The organism is Pseudomonas poae (assembly GCA_028869255.1).
Lineage (GTDB): Bacteria > Pseudomonadota > Gammaproteobacteria > Pseudomonadales > Pseudomonadaceae > Aquipseudomonas > Aquipseudomonas poae_C.
Map to the genome: position 1 here is coordinate 3718639 of CP110972.1, position 21852 is coordinate 3740490.

At 61.9% G+C, this 21852-nt stretch carries 17 protein-coding genes and 2 pseudogenes; 7 read left to right on the forward strand and 12 right to left on the reverse strand.

The features are described 5' to 3' along the window. Positions 1-20: 20 nt before the first annotated feature. From LRS56_16685 to LRS56_16720, 8 genes and pseudogenes are all read right to left on the reverse strand, one after another. The gene (locus tag LRS56_16685) at positions 21-839 is read right to left on the reverse strand and encodes a DUF4892 domain-containing protein (protein WDU60519.1); all 819 of its coding nucleotides are present in this window, start codon (positions 837-839) and stop codon (positions 21-23) included. A gap of 101 nt (positions 840-940) precedes the next feature. Continuing rightward, positions 941-1795, reverse strand: a complete 855-nt coding sequence (locus LRS56_16690) for an alpha/beta fold hydrolase (GenBank protein ID WDU60520.1) — start codon at positions 1793-1795, stop codon at positions 941-943. Further along, a complete protein-coding gene (locus tag LRS56_16695; protein ID WDU60521.1) occupies positions 1792-2595 on the reverse strand; it encodes an alpha/beta hydrolase in 804 nt (267 codons plus the stop codon). Before LRS56_16695 ends, LRS56_16690 begins: the two co-directional genes overlap by 4 nt. 97 nt (positions 2596-2692) lie before the next feature. Continuing rightward, positions 2693-3136 (reverse strand): hotdog fold thioesterase, encoded by a 444-nt coding sequence (locus tag LRS56_16700; protein WDU60522.1) that lies wholly within the window; start codon positions 3134-3136, stop codon positions 2693-2695. 31 nt (positions 3137-3167) lie between these two features. Then, entirely contained in the window at positions 3168-4817 is a 1650-nt protein-coding gene (locus LRS56_16705) for an AMP-binding protein (protein WDU60523.1), read from the reverse strand. 85 nt (positions 4818-4902) lie between these two features. Continuing rightward, the gene (gene sixA / locus LRS56_16710) at positions 4903-5352 is read right to left on the reverse strand and encodes a phosphohistidine phosphatase SixA (protein ID WDU60524.1); all 450 of its coding nucleotides are present in this window, start codon (positions 5350-5352) and stop codon (positions 4903-4905) included. Continuing rightward, positions 5349-5696 carry a DUF4389 domain-containing protein gene (locus LRS56_16715; protein ID WDU60525.1) on the reverse strand — a complete coding sequence of 116 codons (348 nt, stop codon included), beginning with the start codon at positions 5694-5696 and terminating at the stop codon, positions 5349-5351. Before LRS56_16715 ends, sixA begins: the two co-directional genes overlap by 4 nt. 10 nt (positions 5697-5706) lie before the next feature. After that, positions 5707-6731, reverse strand: a pseudogene (locus LRS56_16720) (NAD(P)H-dependent glycerol-3-phosphate dehydrogenase). Between the two features lie 195 nt (positions 6732-6926). Between LRS56_16720 and LRS56_16725 the strand changes: the two are divergent. The 5 genes from LRS56_16725 (at position 6927) to fabB (ending at position 13873) form a co-directional block, all read left to right on the forward strand. Further along, the gene (locus LRS56_16725; GenBank protein WDU60526.1) at positions 6927-9047 is read left to right on the forward strand and encodes a TonB-dependent receptor; all 2121 of its coding nucleotides are present in this window, start codon (positions 6927-6929) and stop codon (positions 9045-9047) included. 1 nt (position 9048) lies between these two features. Continuing rightward, positions 9049-9978, forward strand: a complete 930-nt coding sequence (locus tag LRS56_16730) for an ABC transporter substrate-binding protein (protein ID WDU60527.1) — start codon at positions 9049-9051, stop codon at positions 9976-9978. After that, the gene (locus LRS56_16735; GenBank protein WDU60528.1) at positions 9975-11876 is read left to right on the forward strand and encodes an ATP-binding protein; all 1902 of its coding nucleotides are present in this window, start codon (positions 9975-9977) and stop codon (positions 11874-11876) included. The genes LRS56_16730 and LRS56_16735 overlap by 4 nt, the downstream gene beginning before the upstream one ends. A gap of 249 nt (positions 11877-12125) precedes the next feature. Then, on the forward strand, positions 12126-12641 hold the full coding sequence (fabA, locus tag LRS56_16740; GenBank protein WDU60529.1) for a 3-hydroxyacyl-[acyl-carrier-protein] dehydratase FabA: 516 nt from the start codon (positions 12126-12128) through the stop codon (positions 12639-12641). A gap of 11 nt (positions 12642-12652) precedes the next feature. Further along, entirely contained in the window at positions 12653-13873 is a 1221-nt protein-coding gene (fabB, locus tag LRS56_16745; protein WDU60530.1) for a beta-ketoacyl-ACP synthase I, read from the forward strand. 915 nt (positions 13874-14788) lie between these two features. Here fabB and LRS56_16750 read toward each other — a convergent pair. Both LRS56_16750 and LRS56_16755 read right to left on the reverse strand, forming a co-directional pair. Beyond that, positions 14789-16415, reverse strand: a pseudogene (locus tag LRS56_16750) (methyl-accepting chemotaxis protein). 96 nt (positions 16416-16511) lie between these two features. After that, a complete protein-coding gene (locus LRS56_16755; protein WDU60531.1) occupies positions 16512-17534 on the reverse strand; it encodes an amidohydrolase family protein in 1023 nt (340 codons plus the stop codon). Positions 17535-17673: 139 nt separating this feature from the next. Here LRS56_16755 and LRS56_16760 point away from each other — a divergent pair, with 139 nt between their 5' ends. Together LRS56_16760 and LRS56_16765 are read left to right on the forward strand one after the other, a co-directional pair. Next, positions 17674-18090 carry an OsmC family protein gene (locus LRS56_16760; GenBank protein ID WDU60532.1) on the forward strand — a complete coding sequence of 139 codons (417 nt, stop codon included), beginning with the start codon at positions 17674-17676 and terminating at the stop codon, positions 18088-18090. A gap of 64 nt (positions 18091-18154) precedes the next feature. Further along, positions 18155-19021, forward strand: coding sequence for a pirin family protein (locus LRS56_16765; protein ID WDU60533.1), 867 nt, complete (start codon positions 18155-18157; stop codon positions 19019-19021). 99 nt (positions 19022-19120) lie between these two features. On the opposite strand, the gene LRS56_16770 is transcribed toward LRS56_16765, so the two are convergent. After that, complete coding sequence (locus LRS56_16770) at positions 19121-19849, reverse strand: dienelactone hydrolase family protein (GenBank protein WDU60534.1); 729 nt, start codon at positions 19847-19849, stop codon at positions 19121-19123. A 66-nt stretch (positions 19850-19915) separates the two neighbouring features. Further along, a complete protein-coding gene (htpG, locus tag LRS56_16775) occupies positions 19916-21820 on the reverse strand; it encodes a molecular chaperone HtpG (GenBank protein ID WDU60535.1) in 1905 nt (634 codons plus the stop codon). Between the last annotated feature and the right edge of the window lie 32 nt (positions 21821-21852).

Consider the following 21852-nt stretch of genomic DNA (forward strand, 5'->3'; position numbering starts at 1 on the left):
GTCCGTTCGCCTTGTAACGGTCAGCGTATCAGATGCAGGTGCAGACCTTTGGTTTCAGTGGCGCCGGTTTCCATGCGTGCGGCGCGTACGCCCTTGTCGATCAGGGCCAGGCGCCAGGCCTCGGCATTCGGGCCGGTCAAACTGACGCGCAACGTGGCGTCGAGGTTCAACCCACGGGAGATCAAGGTCAGCCAGGTGTCGTCAGGCTCGCCGCCGAGCGCCGGGAAATCCAGCTCGCCGGTGCTTTTCAGCTCGCGCAACAGCGTGGCCGAGGTGGGCAGCAGGTCGCCCAGCGGCGCGTTGGCGTCCAGTTGCTCTACGTGCAGATAGGCGCGGCGGTTGCCCCGGGTGATGCCGTACAACGCCACCAGGGAGTTAGCCTGCGGGGCGGCCAGACGCAGGAGCAGGTATTCCTGCTGGCCATCGGCCCCCACCAGCTTGGCGTTACCGAACACTTCATTGGCCCACAGGCTGCTTTCGCCGCAATCACGGGCCTGGCACCAGAACAACAGTTGCGCGCCCTGGGCCTGCAACGCTTCACGCGTGGAAGTAAACGCTGCGCTGGAGGTGTGTTCGGCGGGCAGCTCGTAGGTGATTGCCGTGGTTTGGCCGCGTGCGGTGGCCTGGCCTTCGTAGCGCAGCTGGCCGCTGATCTTGCGGATCGCGCCCATGGGGTAGATGCGTTCTTTTTCTTCAGCGGGGCGGTAATCGACGATTTGTGAGTCGACCTGACGGGCTACGGTGGGCAGGTCCTGGCTGCCCGGCACGTCGGCGGCGAATACCAGGGGGCTGAAACAGCACAGCCCGAGGGCACGGATACATCCTTTACGTAGGCTCATCGGATGATTGAGCCCTGGCCATCGGAGCGCACAGCGGTGTTGAGATGGTTCATGGTTGACTCCTTTCAATCCGCCCAGCCTCGGCAGTTGACCCCGCCAAGTCAAGGCGTGGAGAAAAACCGATTGAAACAGTCTGCAACAAGAGCTGCGCCGGGCTCATCATTAAGGTGTAAATGATGGCCTCCTGGCAGCGTGGTGACGGCAAAAGGTAGCTGAGAAAGCAATTCGGGATGTTTCGCCAGCATGCCGTCGGCGGCAACCACCAGCTGTGCAGGGCACCCTACACGTCGCACGAAGGCCATGGCTTGTTCGTCTGTAAGACGCATCGGCGAGGCCAGGGTCAGGCGACTGTCCGTGCGCCAGGTGTACCCACCCGGCACCGGCATCAAACCGCGCTGGGCCAGCAGTTCGGCGGCTTCGCGACTCACCGCCACCACGCCTTTCATTCGCGCCTCGACCGCTCGATCCAGAGTGCTGTAGACCGGCTTGCGCTTGTGCTGCAGGCTCAATTGCGCCTGCAAGGCCATGCCCAGCCGCTCGGCGGCGTTCTCACCGCTGGCGGTCGGCGGTATCACCCCGTCGATCAAACCCAGGTGCGTGACCCGTTCCGGCAAGGCACCGGCCAGCACCAGCGAGACAATGGCGCCCAGCGAATGGCCAAGTAATGCAAAACGTTTCCAGCCCAGCTGTTCGGCGACTTGCAGCACATCAAAAACATAATCCCACAAGGCATAACCCGCGCCTGCGGGACGATGCGCCGAATGCCCATGCCCCGCCATGTCCAGGGCCACGATGCGCAAGCCGCTCAGCTTGGGTGCCAGCCGCGCAAAGCTGTTGGCATTGTCCAGCCAGCCATGCAGGGCGATCACCGGCAAGCCGTGTTCAGGGCCGAACAGATGGGCGGCCAATTCGATGTGCGGCAGGCTCAGGCGCACTTCTTCGACAGGTGTGCTCATGCGCAACTCTGCTCACGGGCTTGCCAGCGGGAAAACAGGGTCTTGATCAAGGTCGCGGTGTCCTGCGGGCGTTCAAGGGGGAACATATGGCCGCCGGGCATGGTGAGCATTTCGCCCATGGGCAGGCGCCCGACGCCGCTGGCGTGGTGACGCATCACCACCCGGCTTTGCCGACCGCGCACCACCGCCAGCGGCACTTTCAATTGGCGCACCTGGCCGGGGCTGGTGTGTGGCACGCCCCGGTAGATGCTGATTTCGGTGGCCGGATCAAAGCGCAGGCGCAGGCGATCGCCCACCTGGTGCAGGCCATGTTGCAGGTAGGCATCGAAGCATTCCGGGTCGAACCCGCGAAACAGTGTCTTGCCGGCAAAGTAGCTGCGTGCGGCCTCCAGGTCGCTGAACTCTTCACGCCGGCCCAGGGTGCGCCCGGCCGGAGTCAGCCGGTCGATAAAACCAAAGCGCTTGGCGGCGCGGATCACCCAGCGGTCGGCACGGGTCAGCACCGGCGAGTCGAGCATCACCACCCCGCGATACAGCTGCGGGCAACGCATGGCCGCGTGCAGGTGCAGCACGCCCCCCAGGGAGTGCCCCACGCCCCACACCGGCTCCGGTTGCAGCTGCAGATGGTGGATCAGTTCGTCCACCAGGTTCTGCCAGTTATCGTCCACCGGAAACCTGGAGTCGTGACCGTGCTGCGGCAAGTGAGCTACTGCGTATTCCGGGGCCAGGGCGGCAAACAGCTTGCCGTAGGTGGCCGACGGGAACCCATTGGCGTGGGCAAAAAACACCTGCTGCGACATACCGGTTCCATCTTCAAAAACAGAGATTGATTGTCGCCAGCCGCAAGGCCCACAGCAATGACCGTAACCGCCAGGAATGATGACACTCACGCCACATCTATCGTACCGGCGGGTTCTCGCCCAGCGGCACCACGGCCATGGTCAGGCGCGAGACGCAATTGGCCTTGCCGTCGTCGCTGGTCAGGCGAATGTCCCAGACCTGGGTGGTGCGGCCGATATGGATCGCCTTGGCCACCGCCGTCACCCGCCCGCTGCGCACACCGCGCAGGTGGTTGGCATTCACCTCCAGGCCCACGCAATAGAACTTGCTCGCGTCGATGCACAGGTAGGCGGCCATGGAGCCGACGCTCTCGGCCAATACCACCGACGCGCCACCATGCAACAGGCCGAAGGGCTGATGGGTGCGGTGGTCGACCACCATGCTGGCGGTCAGGGAGTCGTCGTCAAAACGTTCAAAGCGGATATCCAGCAGCTCACCGATGGTGTTTTTCTGGGCCGCGTTGAGTTGCTCGATATTCGGTTGGGTACGCCACAGGCTCATGCGAATTGTCCTTATTGGTTTTATTACGACCCTAATCCTGCCACACAATCGCCTCGCTGCGCTCGCTCCAGGCCTGAAACTGCGCGCCGTAAGTCGACTCGATCACATTGCGCTTGATCTTCAAGGTCGGCGTCAGAAAGCCGTTCTCCACCGCCCAGTTGTCCTTGACCACCACCAACTGCCGCAGCCGCTCATGTTTATCCAGCGCCGCGTTGACCTGCTCCAGCCAAGGTTCAAGGCTGGCGTGCAGCGCCTTTCGGTCCTGGCTGCCCGCCGACAACACGCACAAGCCCATGGGCGCTATCAGCCCGTCGCCCACCACACATACCTGCTCGATGCGTGCATGCTCGGCCAGGCGGTTCTCAATCGGCGCCGGGGCCACGTACTTGCCTTTGCTGGTCTTGAAGATTTCCTTGAGCCGCCCGGTCAGGCGCAGGCGGCCGTCGGCGTCCTGCTCGCCCTTGTCACCGGTGCGCAGAAAGCCATCGGCGGTGAGGGTTTCAGCGGTTTTATCCGGGTCCTTGAAATAGCCGAGCATGGTCGCACCACTGCGCACCTGTACTTCGCCCGAGGGGTCGAGACGCACCTCCACCCCGGGGCATGGCAGGCCGATCCAGCCGAGGGTCTGCTGGCCGGGGCGGCACACATGGGAGTAACCGCAGCTCTCGGTCATGCCATACACCTCAAGCACATCCAGGCCCAGGCGCTGGTACCAGCGCAACAGGGCCTGCGGCACGGGCGCCGCACCGGAGAGGGCAATGCGCAACGCATCCAGGCCCAGCCCGGCCAGCACCTTGCGGCCTACACGCGTGCCGATAAAGGGCAGGCGCAGCAGGGTGTCCAGGCGCTTCTCCGGGATCTTGGCGTAGACCCCCAACTGGAATTTGGTCCAGATGCGCGGCACACCGAACAGCGCGGTCGGCCGAGCCCGGCGCAGGTCGGTCAGAAAAGTATCGAGGCTCTCGGCGAAAAATACGGTTTGCCCGGTGTAAATCGCGGCCATCTCGACAAACATCCGCTCGGCCACATGGCACAGCGGCAGGTAGGACAACAGCCGGTCGCCCTCCCCCAGGCCGAACAATTCGGTGCCCCGCGTGGCCGCAAACCCCAGCGCGCCGAAGCTGTGCATCACGCCTTTGGGCAGGCCGGTGGTGCCGGAGGTGTAGATAATGGTGGCCAGGTCGGACGCGGCAGGCTGCGGGTCATCTTCGATCGGCGGCCCGGCTTGCAGGTCGGCCCAGCGGTAATCGAACGCGCCGGTGGGGCACAGCGGCAGGCTGATGGTCGGCACGCCCACCGGTACGCCGGGGGCCATGGCCCGCCAGTCATCGAGCTTGCCGATAAACACCAGCGCCGCCTCGGAATGGGTCAGCACATGGGCGACGGAATCGGCGGTGAGGTTGGGGTACAGCGGCACCGACACATGCCCGGCCATCCAGATCGCCAGGTCGGCGATGATCCAGTGCGCGCAATTTTTCGAGATCAGCGCAATGTGCGAGCCGGGCGGCAGTTGCCGGGCGCGCAGCCAGTGCGCGGCGCAACGGGCCTGGTGGCCGACTTCGCCCCAGGACAGGGTCTGCACCTCTGCCCCGCCAACGGGCTGCACCAGAAAGGCTTTGCGCGGGTGCCGCGCTTCACGTTCGAAGAAGACCTGCAACGGCAAACGAAAAGCGACGGGCATGGGACGCGCTCCTTTGTGGTCCGATGATAGCCAACCAAGCACTTGCTCGGTTGACTATATAGCACACACAAAGCCGCGATAAAGCCTACGGATTCTTCACACTGACCAGGCTCATCAGCCCCGCCAGCGGGAAGTCGCCTTCCAATTCCGCCAGGCTGGCGGTGTACATCGGTTGCGGTTGGCGCTGATGGCCGTGCTGCAGGAAGCTGATCAGGCTGCCCACCAGCGGCTGATGGCTGACCAGCAGCACGTTGTCATCGGTGTCGAGTTTTTCCAGCACCTGCAGCGGGTTACCCTCCGGTGTCAGCCACGGCACCGTGCGGATTTGCGCTTCAAAACCCAACGCCTCGCGTACCAGCTCTGCGGTCTGCTGCGCCCGTACATAGGGGCTGGCGAGGATCGCGCTGAGCGGCTGGCCGATCAGGTGCGCCGCGCTGCGCAACACTTCGGCGCGGCCGTGCTCGGTGAGGTTGCGTTCGGCGTCGGTGCGGGCATGCCCTTGTGCCTCACCGTGGCGCAAGATCCACAGTTTCACAGCTTCGGCTCCTCATCACGCGCCGGGTGCGGTGCCGGTGGCACGCTGTGGGGCGCCTCGCCCTCGGGGGCACGCGGGGTAGGCCAATCGGCGAACGGCCAGGGCTTCTGCTCGGTATGGAAGCTGCCGAAACGCCCGATCTGCGCGAGGAACTGGCTGAGGCTGTCGCCAAAGTTCATCAGGCCCAGGTTCGGCGCGCCGTAGACCAGGCGGTAGATCAACTGCACCACCACCAGCGCGCCGAGCAGGAACTGCGCCACCTGCCACACCAGGGCAAACACCAGCATCCACAGGATACGCAGGAGGATGGACTCGTACTTGGGGGCTGCTTTCGGATCATTCATGGCGCGTTCCTCAGTTGAAACCACTGGTGGAAATAAAGTCGACATCGGTTTTCGGCTCGGCCCGCATCAGCAGTTCGATCACCTGGTTCAAGGTGCGCCCTTCAAACAGGATCGCGTGCAGCCCGGCGACCAACGGCATATACACGCCCGCTTCCTGGGCCTTGGCCTTGAGCACCTTGAGGGTGTTGACGCCCTCCGCCACTTCACCCAGGCGCGTCACTGCGTCTTCCAGGCTCAAGCCCTGGCCCAGGGCGAACCCCACTTGGTAGTTGCGGCTTTTGGGCGACGAGCAGGTGACGATCAAGTCACCCACGCCCGCCAGGCCGAGGAAGGTCATCGGGTTGGCACCTGGTTCACCGCAAAGCGGGTCATTTCCGCCAAGGCACGGGTGATCAGCATGCTCTTGGTGTTTTCGCCCATGCCCAGCGCCACCGCCATGCCGGCGATGATCGCGTAAACGTTTTTCAGCGCCCCGCCCAACTCGACGCCAAAGCGGTCGCTGCTGGCGTACACGCGGAAGGTACGGCCATGCAGCACCGCCTGCACGCGCTCGCAGAGTTCTTCGTCTTCACTGGCGACCACGGTGGCGGTCAGCGCGTGCTCGGCCACTTCCCGCGCCAGGTTCGGCCCGGACAGCACACCAATACGCGCCTGGGGGGCGATTTCTTCGAGGATCTCGCTCATCAGCTTGAAGGTCTGCGCCTCGATACCTTTGGTCAGGCTGACCAGCAGCTTGCCCGCCAGCCGCTCGGCGTGCGGCGCCAGCACCGAGCGCAAGGCACTGGACGGCAGTGCGACGAAGCACAGGTCGCAGTCGGTCAGGGTGGCCAACAGGTCGGTCACCGGCTCGACCGCCGGATGAATCTTGATGCCTTTGAGGTAACGCGGATTTTCCCGGTGCACCCGAATGGCCTCGGCCTGCTCGGGGTCACGCATCCACTGACGCACCGAGTGGCCGTTCTCGGCCAGCAGGTTAGCCACGGCGGTACCAAAACTTCCGCCTCCCAGGACCGCAATAGGGCGCTGTTCAGTCATATGCAATCCGTTAATCCATACCAGTGGCGATGGCCGCATTATACGGAGCGACCCGCTTGCGGCCAGCCCCCGTGTCAATTCGCACGCTTGTCGGAAAGTGCCATGGGTGTATGAAGTAATTGCAGGGCTGCCGACTGGCAAATTGCCTCACCTCAGTTAACATGGGCGGCTATCCGTAATTATCAAGGCCGAGCCGTGTATTTGGGCCCTCCTCCTCGTTCATCTCTGTTGCTGATGCTGTTGTTCGGTACGCCTGTGCTGGCCGACGACTTGTTCCTCGACAACCAGCCGCTGCCGCAGGTATTGACCGCCACGCGCCTCAAGCAATCGGCCGCCGCCGTGCCCGGCAGCATGACCGTGATCGACAGCGAGCTGATCAAGGCCAGCGGCGCCCGCGACATCAGCGAACTGCTGCGCCTGGTGCCGGGCATGATGGTCGGCTACACCACCGGCAACCAAGCGGCGGTGAACTACCACGGCACCAGCGCCAGTGATGCGCGGCGCATGCAGGTGCTGATCGACGGCCGCTCGGTGTACCGCGCGGGCCTGGCCACCGTGGACTGGAGCGACATTCCGGTCGCCATGGAAGATATCGAGCGCATCGAGGTGTTCCGTGGCCCCAACACCGTCAGCTACGGTGCCAATGCACTGATGGCGGTGGTTAACATTCTTACGCGCTCGCCGGCCAACAGCCACGGCTCACGGGTAAAAGTGGTGCGTGGCGAACGCGGGATCAATGACTTTTATGCCAGCCAGGGCGTGGGCTGGGAAACCGGCGATTTGCGCTTGTCGCTGTCCGGGCAACAGGATGATGGCTTCGACAGCGATGCCGCCGGCGCCGACCGCCGTGACAGCCGGCGCCTCAGCCGCTTCAGCCTGGCGGTCAGCCAGACATTGAACGCGCAGCAGAGCCTCGACTGGCAGTTTGACGCCAAGGAAGGCACCAACCAGCGTCCTTACACCTACACCCCGGTATTCGCCGGGATTACCGAAGGCGGCGATAATTCCGATGTCACGGCCAAGGACTACGCCGGCTCCCTGCGTTGGAATTTCGACTTCAACCCTGACCACAGCCTGTATATCCAGGGCTCGGCCCAACAATGGGACCGCCAGCAAATCTGGAAAGCCTGCGATGCCAAGGTCTCGTTCAGCCCCGAGCTGACCCAGTTGTGGCAGATAAACCCCAATTACGCCGAACAACTGGCCCGGCATATGGACACCTACAGCCAGGGCAGCGCTCCACCCGGCAGCGCCGCCGAGCAAGCGTTGGCCAACCAGGTGTTGAACCAGTGGCGCAACGGTGCCAACCAGAGTGTGTGCGGCGACATCGACCAGAGCACCCGCGAAAGCCGCTACGACCTGGAGATTCAGGACACCCTCAGCCTGTCCGACAGCCTGCGCCTGGTCAGCGGCATGAACTACCGCTACGACCGCGCCGACTCCGACACCTACTTCAACGGCACCCTGGACGACACCACCTGGCGCCTGTTCGGCCAGATGGAATGGCGCGCCAGCGAACACTGGCTGCTGCAAGGCGGCGCCATGTACGAAGACACGCACCTGAGCGGCAACTCGTTGACGCCACGGGTAGCGGTCAACTACCTGATCAACCCGCGCCACGGCCTGCGTGCGGTGTACTCCGAGGCCATCCGCTCGCCAGACATGTTCGAGAACAACGTCAACTGGAGCTATCGCGTCACCAACCTCAGCTCCCCGGCCTATGGGCAGAACAGCGGCCAATACTTCGTCAAGACGCGAGGCCCGGGCAACCTCGACAAAGAACTGATGCGCTCACGGGAACTGGGCTACAACGGTTTCTTTGCCGATTTCGGGCTGAACATGGACGTGAAACTGTTCTACGACGAAATCACCCACATGATCAGTTCGCCGCTGCGCAACAACCAGTACATTGCCAGCAACGCCAACAGTTCGCGGTTTACCGGTGCCGAAACCCAGTTCGACTGGCGGGTGAGCAACGCCGACCGCCTGCGCCTTACCTACGCCTATGTTGATGCCACTTCCAGCAACCCACTGGACAAAGCGCAAACTGCACGTAACAGTGGCTCCGCCGGCTGGTTGCGCGAATGGGGCCATGGTTGGTCCAGCGCGCTGTTCTACTATGGCGATGACGCACTTAACCAATATCGCTTCGAACGGGTCGACCTGCGGGTGGCCAAGCGCATTGCCGTGGGCAAAGCCAACGTGGAGCTGGCCGGTATGCTGCAACAACGTCTCGATAACCAGCCCACCACGTGGGCCGATAACAATTACGATCATCGCCACGTCCTCTACTTCAGCGCGGAGCTAGAGTTCTGACATGGGCGACTCGTCACGGATGACCTTGTTCTTTATCTACACCCTCTGCCGGCGCGCTGTGCTGCTGGTCGGCTTGCTGCTGGCCGTGCCAGCGTGGAGCGCCGATATCCTGCTGACCGCCGCAGAAGACGGTGCGGGGGTGCAGACCTTTACCCAGGCCCTGGCCCAGCAACGCCCGCAAGATCACGTCACCTTCACGCCCCTCGACCAGTTGCCGCCCCCCGGCCAACTGCCGGCCAGCACGCGCCTGATTCTGTTGGACCTGCCCGCCCTCGACTGGCGCCTGCAGGAAAACCAGGGCCCGCCGACCCTGGTGCTGCGCATCAGCCGGTTGCAGGCCAATCAGCGCCTGGGCGGCACGCAGCACGCACGGATCAGCCTGTTATGGAGCGACCCGCCGCTTGCGCGCCAACTGCGCCTGATCGCCGGCATCTTGCCCCAGGCCCGGCGCGTCGGCGTGCTGTACGGCGCCGACAGTGAGTTCCTGCTGCCCGAACTGCGCCAGCACGCCACGCTGCTGGGCCTGGAAATCGTACCCCAGCGCTGGGACAACATTAATGACAGCCGCCCGCTGCAAGCCCTGTTTCGCAACAGCGACGTGCTGCTTGGCCTCGACGACCCGCAGTTGTACAACCCGAAAACCGCGAAGAACCTGTTGCTGAGCAGTTACGCCCAACAATTGCCGCTGGTAGGGCCCAATGCCGGATTCGTGCGGGCGGGCAGCCTGGCCAGCACTTACAGCGACCAGGCCGACTGGCTGGCGGTACTCGACGGCCTGCTTGACCACCCGCCGGCCAACTGGCCGCACACGCTGTATCCGCAACACTTCAAAGTCGTGGGCAACCCGCAGGTTGCGCGATCACTGGGGATCGAACAGGTGGACGAAACCAGCGTCGCCGCTCGATTGGCCGAAGGAGAAAAACGCCCATGACCTTGCGTCGCCGTTGGGATATCAACACCCGCACCCAACTCATCACCCTGGGCCCGGCGCTGTTGCTGACGTTGCTGTTGATCAGCTTCTTTACCTTCGTGCGTATCCAGGACCTGCGCCAGGAACTGGACCACACCGGCCAACTGATCGCCAACCAACTGGCGCCTGCCACCGAGTACGGGGTGATTTCCGGCAACAACGATGTGCTCGACAGCCTGCTGCGCGCCACGCTGGCAACGCCTCACGTGCGCTTTCTGGAAATCCAGGACAGCAGCGAGAACATCCTGGTATACGTCGAGCAGCCCTCGGAGAAAGATGACCGCTCGCTGTCGGTAAAAGTCTTCCAGGCGCCGATCCGCCTGCAGCATATCCAGTTGGGCAACGACTTTTTCCAGGACAACCTCAACGAACCCAAGGCGCCCCGCGCCGACTACCTGGGCCGGGTGATTGTCGGCATGTCCAACGATGCATTCAGCCAGCGCCAACAGGAGATCCTGTTCAAGGCCGGGATCCTGGCACTGTTCGCGCTGCTGTTCACCTTCCTGCTCGCACGGCGCCTGGCCGCCAGCCTGTCGCAGCCGATCAGCGCCATGGGCCACGCGGTGAAGGCGATCCAGCAAGGCGACTACAAGACCCCGCTGCCGATCGTGGATGACTCGGAACTGGGCGACCTGTCGCGCCACATCAACAACCTCGCCGAGGGCCTCAACCAGGCCAGCCGCGAACAGCAGCAGGCCATGGCCCAGTTGATCCAGACCCGCGAAGAGGCCGAGCGCGCCAACAACGCCAAGTCGGACTTCCTGGCAATGATGAGCCACGAACTGCGCACCCCGATGAACGGCGTACTGGGCATGCTGCAATTGCTGGAAACCACCGAGATGACCGAGGAGCAGACCGAATACGCGGCGCTGGCCTCTGAGTCCACCGAGCATTTGCTCAAGGTCATCAACGACATCCTCGACTTCTCGCGCATCGAACGCGCCGCGCTGGAGCTGGAACATATCCCGTTCAACCTGGCGGAGCTGATCAGCAGCTGCGCCCAAGCCTTCCAGCACAGCGCCCAGCAGCGCGGGCTGGCGCTGACGCTGCCGATTCCGCCGGGCATGGACGCCTTGCGCGTGCAGGGCGACCCGACGCGTATCCGCCAGATCCTGGTGAACCTGATCGGCAACGCACTCAAATTCACCGAGCAGGGCACCGTCAGCGTCGAGCCGCACTGGCAAACCCTCGACCATGAACTGGTGTGGTTCACCTGCACCGTGCGCGACAGTGGCATCGGTATTTCCGCCGAACGCCTGGAATTGATGTTCGACGCGTTCCAGCAAGCCGACAGTTCCATTTCAAGACGTTACGGCGGCACCGGCCTGGGCCTGCCCATCGCCCGCACCCTGGCCGAACGCATGGGCGGCACCTTGCGCGCCCAGAGCGAAGAAGGACGCGGTTCGGTATTTACCCTGGAAATCCCGCTGGCCGTCGACCAGCAGAGCCTGCCGGCGATTGCCGCCAACGCCGAAGGCAAAACCGGCGCGGGCGATGGCCGGCATGTGCTGCTGGTGGAAGACAACCCGGTCAACCGCACGGTAGTCGAAGCCATGCTGCGTAGCCTGGGGTTTGAAGTGAGCCTGGCCACCGATGGCGCCGAGGCGATCCGCAGCGCCGAGAGCCTGATTTTTACCGCGATCCTGATGGATTGCCGCCTGCCGTTGATCGACGGCTACGAGGCCACGCGGCAGATCCGCCAACTGCCGGGCTGCGCCGACCTGCCGATCATCGCCCTGACCGCCAACGCCTTGCAGGGCGACCGGGAAGCCTGCCTTGCAGCGGGAATGAACGATTACCTGGCGAAGCCGTTCAAACGCACGGATTTGCAGCAAATACTGCAGCGCTGGGTGCAATAGCGCCGCGCCATCAGCCAACTCCGACTGGCGTGAAAGGCGAAAGTGCGGCAGTCTTAGGCACCCGAACGGGCCGATAAACAGGCCCGGTTTAAAATTTCAGTGAACAAGTGTACATTCAGTGCCTTGACGCTGTGACTTTCACTACAACGCAATAGTCTATGTGTAGGCTGCCGACATGAGGCATGAACGCTTCGTCGGTTACGGGAAGATTTGCCCTACCCTGCCGCATGGGATTATTGAGGAGCTCGCATGACCAAACAAAACGCCTTTACTCGGGAAGACCTGCTGCGCTGCAGTCGCGGTGAGCTGTTCGGCCCAGGTAACGCGCAACTGCCCGCCCCGAACATGCTGATGGTGGATCGCATCACCCATATCAGCGAAGAGGGTGGCAAGTACGGCAAAGGTGAATTGGTCGCCGAGCTGGATATCACCCCGGACCTGTGGTTCTTCGCCTGCCATTTCGAAGGCGACCCTGTGATGCCGGGCTGCCTGGGCCTCGACGCCATGTGGCAGCTGGTCGGTTTCTTCCTCGGCTGGCAAGGCCTGCCGGGCCGCGGCCGTGCCCTGGGTTCGGGCGAAGTGAAGTTCTTCGGCCAGGTCCTGCCGACCGCCAAGAAAGTCACCTACAACATTCAGATCAAGCGCGTCCTCAAGGGCAAGCTGAACCTCGCCATCGCCGATGGCTCAGTGAGCGTCGACGGTCGCGAGATCTATACTGCCGAAGGCCTTCGGGTCGGCGTATTCACTTCCACTGACAACTTTTAAGGGTTATCCGCATGCGCCGCGTCGTTATCACTGGTCTGGGCATCGTTTCTTGCCTGGGCAATGACAAAGAGACCGTCACCGCTAACCTGCGTGCAAGTCGCCCTGGCATCCGCTTCAACCCGGAATATGCCGAAATGGGTCTGCGTAGCCAGGTTTCCGGCTCCATCGACCTGCCCCTCGAAGAGCTGATCGATCGCAAGATCTATCGCTTCGTCGGCCACGCTGCCGCCTACGCCTACCTGGCCATGAAAGACGCAATCGCCGACTCCGGCCTGAGCGAAGACCAGGTATCGAACGTACGCACCGGCCTGATCGCCGGTTCCGGCGGCGCATCCACCCTGAACCAGATGGAAGCGCTGGACATCCTGCGCGAAAAAGGCGTTAAGCGTGTTGGCCCGTACCGTGTAACGCGGACCATGGGCAGCACCGTTTCGGCCTGCCTGGCCACGCCGTTCCAGATCAAGGGCGTGAACTACTCGATCTCCTCGGCGTGCGCCACCAGTGCTCATTGCATCGGTACGGCCGTTGAGCAGATCCAGCTGGGCAAGCAGGACATCGTGTTCGCCGGCGGTGGTGAAGAAGAGCATTGGAGCCAGTCGTTCCTGTTCGACGCCATGGGCGCACTGTCCACCCAGTACAACGAAACCCCGGAAAAGGCCTCCCGCGCCTACGACGCCAAGCGTGACGGTTTCGTCATCGCTGGCGGTGGCGGCATGGTGGTGGTCGAGGAGCTGGAACACGCTCTGGCCCGTGGTGCCAAGATCTACGCGGAAATCGTCGGCTACGGCGCGACTTCCGACGGCTACGACATGGTTGCGCCAAGCGGTGAAGGTGCTATTCGCTGCATGCAGATGGCGATGTCCACCGTGGATACCCCAATCGACTACCTGAACACCCACGGCACCTCGACTCCGGTCGGCGATGCCAAGGAAATGGAAGGCGTGCGTGCGGTATTCGGCGACAAGGCTCCGGCCATCAGCTCCACCAAGAGCTTGTCGGGTCACTCCCTGGGCGCCGCCGGCGTTCACGAAGCGATCTACTGCTTGCTGATGATGGAAGGCAACTTCATGGCGGGTTCGGCCAACATCGACGAGATCGACCCGGTCGTCGCTGATATGCCGATCCTGACCAAGACTGTTGAAAATGCCAAAATCGATACTGTGATGAGCAACAGCTTCGGCTTTGGTGGCACTAACGCTACCCTGGTGTTGAAGCGCTGGCAGGGTAAGTAAGGCCTGTAGGTTGATCATGTTTTGAAAAAGCCCCGACTGGTTCGGGGCTTTTCTTTGGGTGATTATCTGGTGTTTGGGGTGTGGCTTATTATGGTTCCGCCCTTACGGCGGGTCACTTTGGAAAAGCACCAAAGTAACCAAAGTGCTCTTGCCCCACCACTCGGCACCTCGCTTAGGCTCGGTGTGCCCGCACGCAGACTTGAATCCGTGGGCCGCCGCGATGGGCCATCCTTGGCCCAGCGCGGCTAACCCGGCGTCCTGCCGGGTTACCCACGGATTCAAGCCTGCGTGCGGCCAGCGTGGTTAATGGGGCGCCTCAGATCAAAGTCAAAAGCAGAGCACGGCGGCCTAGTAGCCGACCTGAGTGGTGTAGATCAAGAGCGGGCTTGCAGTGGATTGGCTTTTCTGTGGGAGCTGGCTTGTCGGGTCGCCGCATCGCTGCGATGCAGGCACCTCGGTACATCAGGCACACCGAGTTGATGCTTTCGCAGGCAAGCCAGCTCCCACATTTGACCGAGGTCGGCTGTCAGGCCGCCGTGCTTTGCTTTGTTTTTGCCGTGGCCCTTACATCATTACCGCTGACGAAGTCAGCGATCTTTTGATCTAGGCTTTTGATCGTGATCTTGATCTGAGACGCCCCGTCAATCACGATGGCCGAACGCAGGCTTGAATCCGTGGGCAACCCGGCAGGACGCCGGGTTAGCCGCGCTGGGCCAAGGATGGCCCATCGCGGCGGCCCACGGATTCAAGCCGGAGTGAGGGCACACCGAGCCGGAGGCGAGGTGCCGAGTGATGGGGCAAAGCGTTTTTGGTTACTTTTGGCTGGGCCGCATTCGGACTCTTCCAAAAGTGACCCGCTGTAAGAGCGGAACCAATATCAGCCACTACCCAAAAAACGGATATGCCCCCCACCCGCTACACCGAAAACCGCGCCACCATCGAATTCAAATCCACCGCCAACCGCGACAACTCCTGACTCGCCGCACTCGTCTGATTCGCCCCAGCCGAAGTCTGATGCGCCAAATCCCGAATATTAACCAAATTCCGATCCACCTCCCGCGCCACCGCCGCCTGCTGCTCCGAAGCACTGGCAATCACCAGATTACGCTCATTGATCAAGGCAAACGCCGACGCAATCTCCTCCAACGCTCCCCCCGCCAACTTGGCGATATCCAGCGTAGACCGCGCCCGCGTATTACTCTGCTGCATCGAACTGACCGCTTGATCCGTACCCTGCTGAATCCCACTGATCATCTGCTCGATTTCCTGGGTCGACTGCTGCGTACGATGGGCCAACGCCCGCACCTCATCAGCCACCACCGCAAAACCACGCCCGGCATCCCCGGCGCGTGCCGCTTCAATCGCAGCATTCAACGCCAGCAAGTTGGTCTGCTCGGCAATCGAACGGATCACATCCAGCACCTTACTGATGCCATAGACCTTCTGCGCCAAGTCCTCAACCTGGCTGGCATTGGCCGTCACGTCCGACGCCAGCGCCTCAATTGACACCACCGTCTGCTGCACCTGCTCACGCCCTTGCTGGGCGATGCGGTCGGACTCACGAGACGCCTGGGACGTGGCCACGGCATTGCTCGCCACCTCCTCCACCGCCGCCGTCATCTGGTTCACCGCCGTGGCAGCCTGTTCGATTTCCTGGTTTTGCTGGTGCAGGCCACGCGTGGCGTCTTCCGTCACGCAACTGAGTTCTTCGGACGCTGACGCCAGTTGATTCGAGGACTCAGCGATACGCCGGATGGTGTCGCGCAAGTTCTCCTGCATGCCCTTGAGCGCCTGCTGCAAGCGCGCCGGTTCGTCGTTGCCGGTGATGCTGATCTCACCGGTCAGATCGCCACTGGCCACGCCCTGAGCCACCTTCAGCGACTGGGCCAGCGGCAGCACAATGCTGCGGGTCAGCCACACTGCCAGCCCGATGGTGATCAGCGCCGTGAGCACAATCATGCCCACCACCCAACTGCGTGATTGGCTGAACACCGTCTGCGCCAGGCTCGCTGCCTGGTTGGCATTGGTTTTATTGAGGTTGATCAAGGTCGCGCAGAGTCATGGCCATTTCGTCGGCCAGCTGGTTCATCTCGCCGTTGACCACCGTAATCGCGTCATCCAGCTGATTGGCCCTTGAAAACCCCATCACCTGCTCCTGACGCTGCAGGTACTGCTGCTCCTGGACCTTGAAGCGATCAAACAGCGTGCGTTCTTCGGGCAGCACGATCAGCGCTTCATACAGGCTCTGCGCCTGATGCAGACCGTTTTTAAGCTCGTTGAGCTTCTGTTCGTTCTGCGCCACCGCCTGGGAATCGCGGTTGAGCAACAGGCGCAAGGTGAGGGCGCGCACGCGCAGCAGGTCCTGGCTCATCTGCCCGACCGCCATCACGCTGGGCAGCCAGTTGTTTTCCACCTGGTCCGATTGCTGGCGCATATTGGCCATCTGCAGCAGGGCGAAGCCGCCCAGGGCAAACACCATCAATGCCAGTACCCCAAAGCCCAAGCCGGCACGCGGCGCGATATTCAAACTGCGAACATTCATTACAGGGTTCCTTCCAAAAGCGCTGCATCCACCTGCAGCAGGTCTCCTGAAAGTTATCGGCGCTCTCCTGTATTTGCGTAAGACCAAAACGCGATATCAATGGGCGGCACCATCGCGACGCGCTTTAGGCAGGATCGCGAGGAAGTTATCCCGCGCAACTTTGTGGGCCACGTCTTCGGGCAGCGCATCGAGGAAGGGTTCAAAGCGGCGCATCTCCTTACCCAATTTATTGAAGCGCCCTACAACGTCCGAACCCAGCATAAAGCGCTCCGGGAAGCGCTCCACCAGCGCTAACCACTCCGGCCGGGGCTTGCCCGCATCGTCCAGCAAGTAAGGCGTGAGCATGCTCCATGACAGGTCGATGTACAGGTTGGGGTAGGCTTCCAACAGGCGGCTCAGGGTGGGCAGCAAAAAATCCATCTGCTTCTGGTGGCGGTGAATCTCCTTGCTGGTGCCGGCATGGGCCCAGATAAAGCGCGTGTGAGGATGATTGCGCAGCGATTCTTCGACCTCCGCCAGGTACAGCGGGTTGCGCTCGCGCTTGGAGGTGATATTGGAATGCAGCATCACCGGCAGGTCATTTTCGGCGGCCAGGTGATAGATGCGTGTCATGGCTTCGTTGTTGGCGCGCGGGGTATCGCCGGAGGTCAGGGCCGTCAGGTCGTCGTGACGGGTAAACACCTCGCCGATGCCCTGCCACAACCCCGGGTTGAGGTCGAGCATGCGCTGGATATGAGCGGCGGAGTTCTTGTCGTTGGGGTTGAAGCCGGACAAAAACGGATGAAAATGCTGGCGTTGCTCAGGCGTGAGTTTATTGACCGCCGCCGCGACAATTACATCGGTGGCGCTGTACCAATAGGCATCGGCATCGTCACCGGCGTAGTAACGCGGGCGTTTGGGCTCGTCTTCGTGCCATTTCTTGGCCACCGGAATCCCGGAAATCATCACGTGTTCAATGTGATTCTCGGCCATGGCCTTGAGCAATTTGTCCATGCCCGCGGTTTCCTGGAAGAAATCCACGTAATGCAGGTGCGCATCGCTGTAGGCATAGTCGCGGGCCTGCGCGGCAAGGCTGCCGGCGGCGAGTAACAGGGCAAGACTCAGGTGGGTCCAGGGCACGGTACAACCTCAAATGGGCTCAATACCGGTAGACCTTGTGCGGCATAAACGGGTTCACCGGCAAAAATCGCGGAACACCCAAGTGCCAGCATGCTCTATAACTGCATGACCTTCATCCTGCCCACTTGTGAGGTTCACCATGCCTGTTACCGTCAATACCCTGAACCACGACAACTTTCGCCATAGCGTGAATATCAACAATCACGAACTGTTCACCGACCTGCCCAAAAGCCTGGGCGGTGACGACTCGGCGCCCTCCCCCCACGACTACTTCGATGCAGCGCTGGCCTCGTGCAAGGCGCTGACCGTGAAGCTTTACGCGCAGAAAAAGGATATCCCGCTCACCGGCGTGACGGTGGAGGTCACCCACGACGCCACCGAAGAGCAAAAGGGCAAATACAAGCTCAGCGTCAAGCTGACCCTCAAGGGCGTGCTCACCGATGAGCAGCGCGACGAGTTGCACCACGTGGCCGACCGCTGCCCGGTGCACAAGCTGATGACCACCGCCGAGGTCACGATCGAGACTAAATTGTCGGAAGGCGCCTTCAGCCAATAGCGGCAACCTCCCGTCGAGCGGGTTATGCTCAGCAGCATCCAACCCGCTCAGACTGGGACGCACCATGACCACCCTCACCGTGATCCGCCCTCGCGCCGAAGATGTCGAAGGCCAGCCCATCCTGCGGCCGCTGCCATCGCGGGAATGCCGTAGCGTCGGGCCCTTTGTGTTTTTCGACCATATGTTGCCGACCCGCTATGCGCCGGGCACCGGCATGAATATCCGCCAGCATCCGCATATTGGCCTGTCCACGCTCACCTACCTGTTTGAAGGCGCGCTGCAACACAAGGACAGCCTGGGCTCGGACCAAGTGGTGCAGGCCGGTGATGTGAGCTGGATGACCGCCGGCAGCGCGATTGCCCACGTCGAGCGCACGCCCGATGCGCTGAAGGCCAGCGGTTTCAACCTGCATGGGCTGCAAGTGTGGCTGGCGTCGCCCCAGCACCACGAGACAGGGCCAGGGCATTACAGCCATCACCCGGCCGCGAGCCTGCCGGTGAGTGACAACCTCGGCGTGCAGCTTCGCTTGATCGCCGGCAGCGGGTTCTGCCTCAAATCGCCGGTGCCGGTGCTGTCGCCCACGCTGTATGCCGAGGTGCAGATGCAGACGGCCACCACCCTGCTGATCCCGGATGAATACGAGGAGCGTGCGGTGTATGTGCTTGCGGGCGAGGCGCAGTTGGACGGTGAGGCATTGGAGGTGCACAGCCTGGTGGTGTTGCCGGCCGGGCAGGAAATGACCCTATTTGCCGAAACGGACTGCCACCTGATGGTGTTCGGCGGCGCGCCGCTGGATGGGCCACGGCGGATCAACTGGAATTTCGTGGCGAGTGATCCGGCGGTGATCGAGCAGGCCAGGCAGCGGTGGGCGGCAGGGGATTGGCCGACGGTGCCCGGTGAGTCTGAAAGAATTGAGTTGCCTTTGAGATAGCCATCGCAGGCAAGCCAGCCCCCACATTTACCGGTGTACGCCGATCAAAATGTGGGAGCCGGGCTTGCCCGCGATGAGGCCGGAGCAGGCGCTGAAGAATCAGCCCTTGAACACTTCATCCAGCAAGTTATGCATCGACTGGAACGCCCGCGCAGCGGTCTTCGCGTCGTACATCATCTTGCCCGGCACGTTGGCGTGCGGGTCGGTGAAGGAATGCACCGCGCCGCCGTAGCTCAGCAGTTGCCAATCCACACCGGCCGCGTTCATTTCATCTTCAAATGCCGGCAGTTGCTCTTTCGGCACCAGGGGGTCGGAGGCGCCGTGCAGCACCAGCACTGAACCCTTGATGTTCTTCGCGTCGGCCGGGTTCGGCGTGTCGAGGGTGCCGTGGAACGAGATGGCAGCCTTCAACGGCGCGCCGGTACGGGCCAGCTCCAGGGAGCAGCAACCGCCGAAGCAGAAACCAAAGGTCGCCAGCTTCGAGGTATCCACCGCCGCTTCGGTCTGGCCTTGCAGTTGCTCGAAGGCCGCCTGCATGCGCTTGTTCAACAACACACGGTCGTTCTTCAGCGGCATCATCGCAGCGCCGGCTTCATCGCCATTGGTCGGGCGCACAGTTTGCCCGTACAGGTCGGCGATCAGCACCACGTAGCCTTTGCCGGCAACGGCCTTGGCGATCTCTTCAGCACCCGCACTCACACCCATCCAGTTCGGCGCCATCAACAGGCCCGGGAGCGGGCCCTTGTGGCTGGCATCGAACGCCAGACGGCTTTCGTAAGACTGGCCATCAAGCTGATAGACCACGGAACGCACAGTGACTTGGCTCATCATTTACTCCAGTTGAGGTGCATGAGAACGAAAAAACCCGCCGAAGCGGGTTTTTCTACAACGTTGTTAAACCGACAGTTCAACCAACAGCTTGTTCAGTCGGCGCACGTAGGCGGCCGGGTCCTTCAAGCTGTCGCCGGCGGCCAGCGCCGCCTGGTCGAAGAGGATGTGCGACAGGTCGCCAAAACGCTCTTCGCTCTGCTCGCCGTCGAGCTTCTCGATCAGCGGGTGAGCCGGGTTGAACTCGAAAATCGGCTTGGAGTCCGGCACCTTCTGACCGCTGGCTTCCAGGATCTGACGCATCTGCATGCCCAGGTCCTGCTCGCCGATGGCCAGAATCGCCGGGGAGTCGGTCAGACGGTGCGAAACCCGCACTTCGCTGACGGCATCGCCCAGGGACGCCTTGATCCGCTCAACCAGGCCCTCTTTGGACTTGGCGACTTCTTCGGCTTCTTTCTTCTCTTCTTCGGAGTCCAGGTTACCCAGGTCCAGGTCACCACGGGCCACGTCGACAAAAGACTTGCCGTCGAACTCGTTGAGGTAGCTCATCAGCCACTCATCGATACGGTCGGTCAGCAGCAGCACTTCGATGCCTTTCTTGCGGAAGACTTCCAGGTGCGGGCTGTTCTTGACCTGGGCGTAGGTTTCGCCGGTCAGGTAGTAGATCTTGTCCTGACCTTCCTTGGCGCGTGCCAGGTACTCAGCCAGGGACACAACTTGCTCGCCGTCGTCACCGTGGGTGGACGCGAAGCGCAGCAAGCCGGCGATTTTTTCCTTGTTGGCGAAATCTTCTGCCGGGCCTTCTTTCATGACCTGGCCGAAGTTTTTCCAGAAGCCCTTGTATTGCTCAGGCTCGTTTTTCGCCAGCTTTTCCAGCATGTCGAGCACGCGCTTGGTCAGCGCCGACTTCATGGAATCGATGATCGGATCTTTCTGCAGGATTTCCCGCGACACGTTTAGCGACAGGTCGTTGGAGTCAACCACGCCCTTGATAAAGCGCAGGTACAACGGCAGGAAGGATTCTGCCTGGTCCATCACGAACACGCGCTGCACGTAGAGCTTCAAGCCCTTCGGCGCTTCACGCTGGTACAGGTCGAACGGAGCACGGGCCGGCACGTAGAGCAGCGAGCTGTATTCCAGCTTGCCTTCGACCTTGTTATGGCTCCAGCTCAGCGGGTTCTCGTAGTCGTGACCGATGTGCTTGTAGAACTCCTGATATTCCTCGTCCTTGATTTCGGTACGCGGACGGGTCCATAGGGCACTGGCGCGGTTGACGGTTTCCCATTCCAGCGCGGGCTTTTCTTCGCCTTCGGCAGCAGCCTGCTCTTTCGGCAACTCGATCGGCAGCGCGATATGGTCGGAATATTTCTTGATGATGTTGCGCAGGCGATAACCATCGGCGAATTCGTCTTCGCCGGATTTCAGGTGCAGCACGATGCGCGTGCCACGGTCAGCCTTGTCGACAGTGGCGATTTCGAATTCGCCCTCGCCCAGGGACGACCAGTGCACGCCTTCGCTGGCGTCGAGGCCGGCACGACGGCTGAATACTTCAACCTTGTCGGCAACGATAAAGGCCGAGTAGAAGCCCACACCGAATTGGCCGATCAGGTGCGAATCTTTTTTCTGATCGCCCGACAGGTTTTTCATGAAATCGGCGGTGCCGGATTTGGCGATGGTCCCCAGGTGGGTGATCGCATCGTCACGGCTCATGCCGATACCGTTGTCTTCGAGGGTGACGGTCTTGGCGTCCTTGTCGAAGCTCACACGGATTTTCAGTTCTGCGCCGCCTTCCAGCAACTCAGGCTTGGACAGGGCTTCGAAACGTAATTTGTCGACAGCGTCAGAGGCGTTCGAGATCAATTCGCGAAGGAAGATTTCCTTGTTGGAATACAGCGAATGGATCATGAGGTGCAGCAGTTGCTTCACCTCGGTCTGGAAGCCCAGGGTTTCCTTTTGAGTTTCCACACTCATGGTCATCAAACTCCAATTGGATGGCAGTGGCC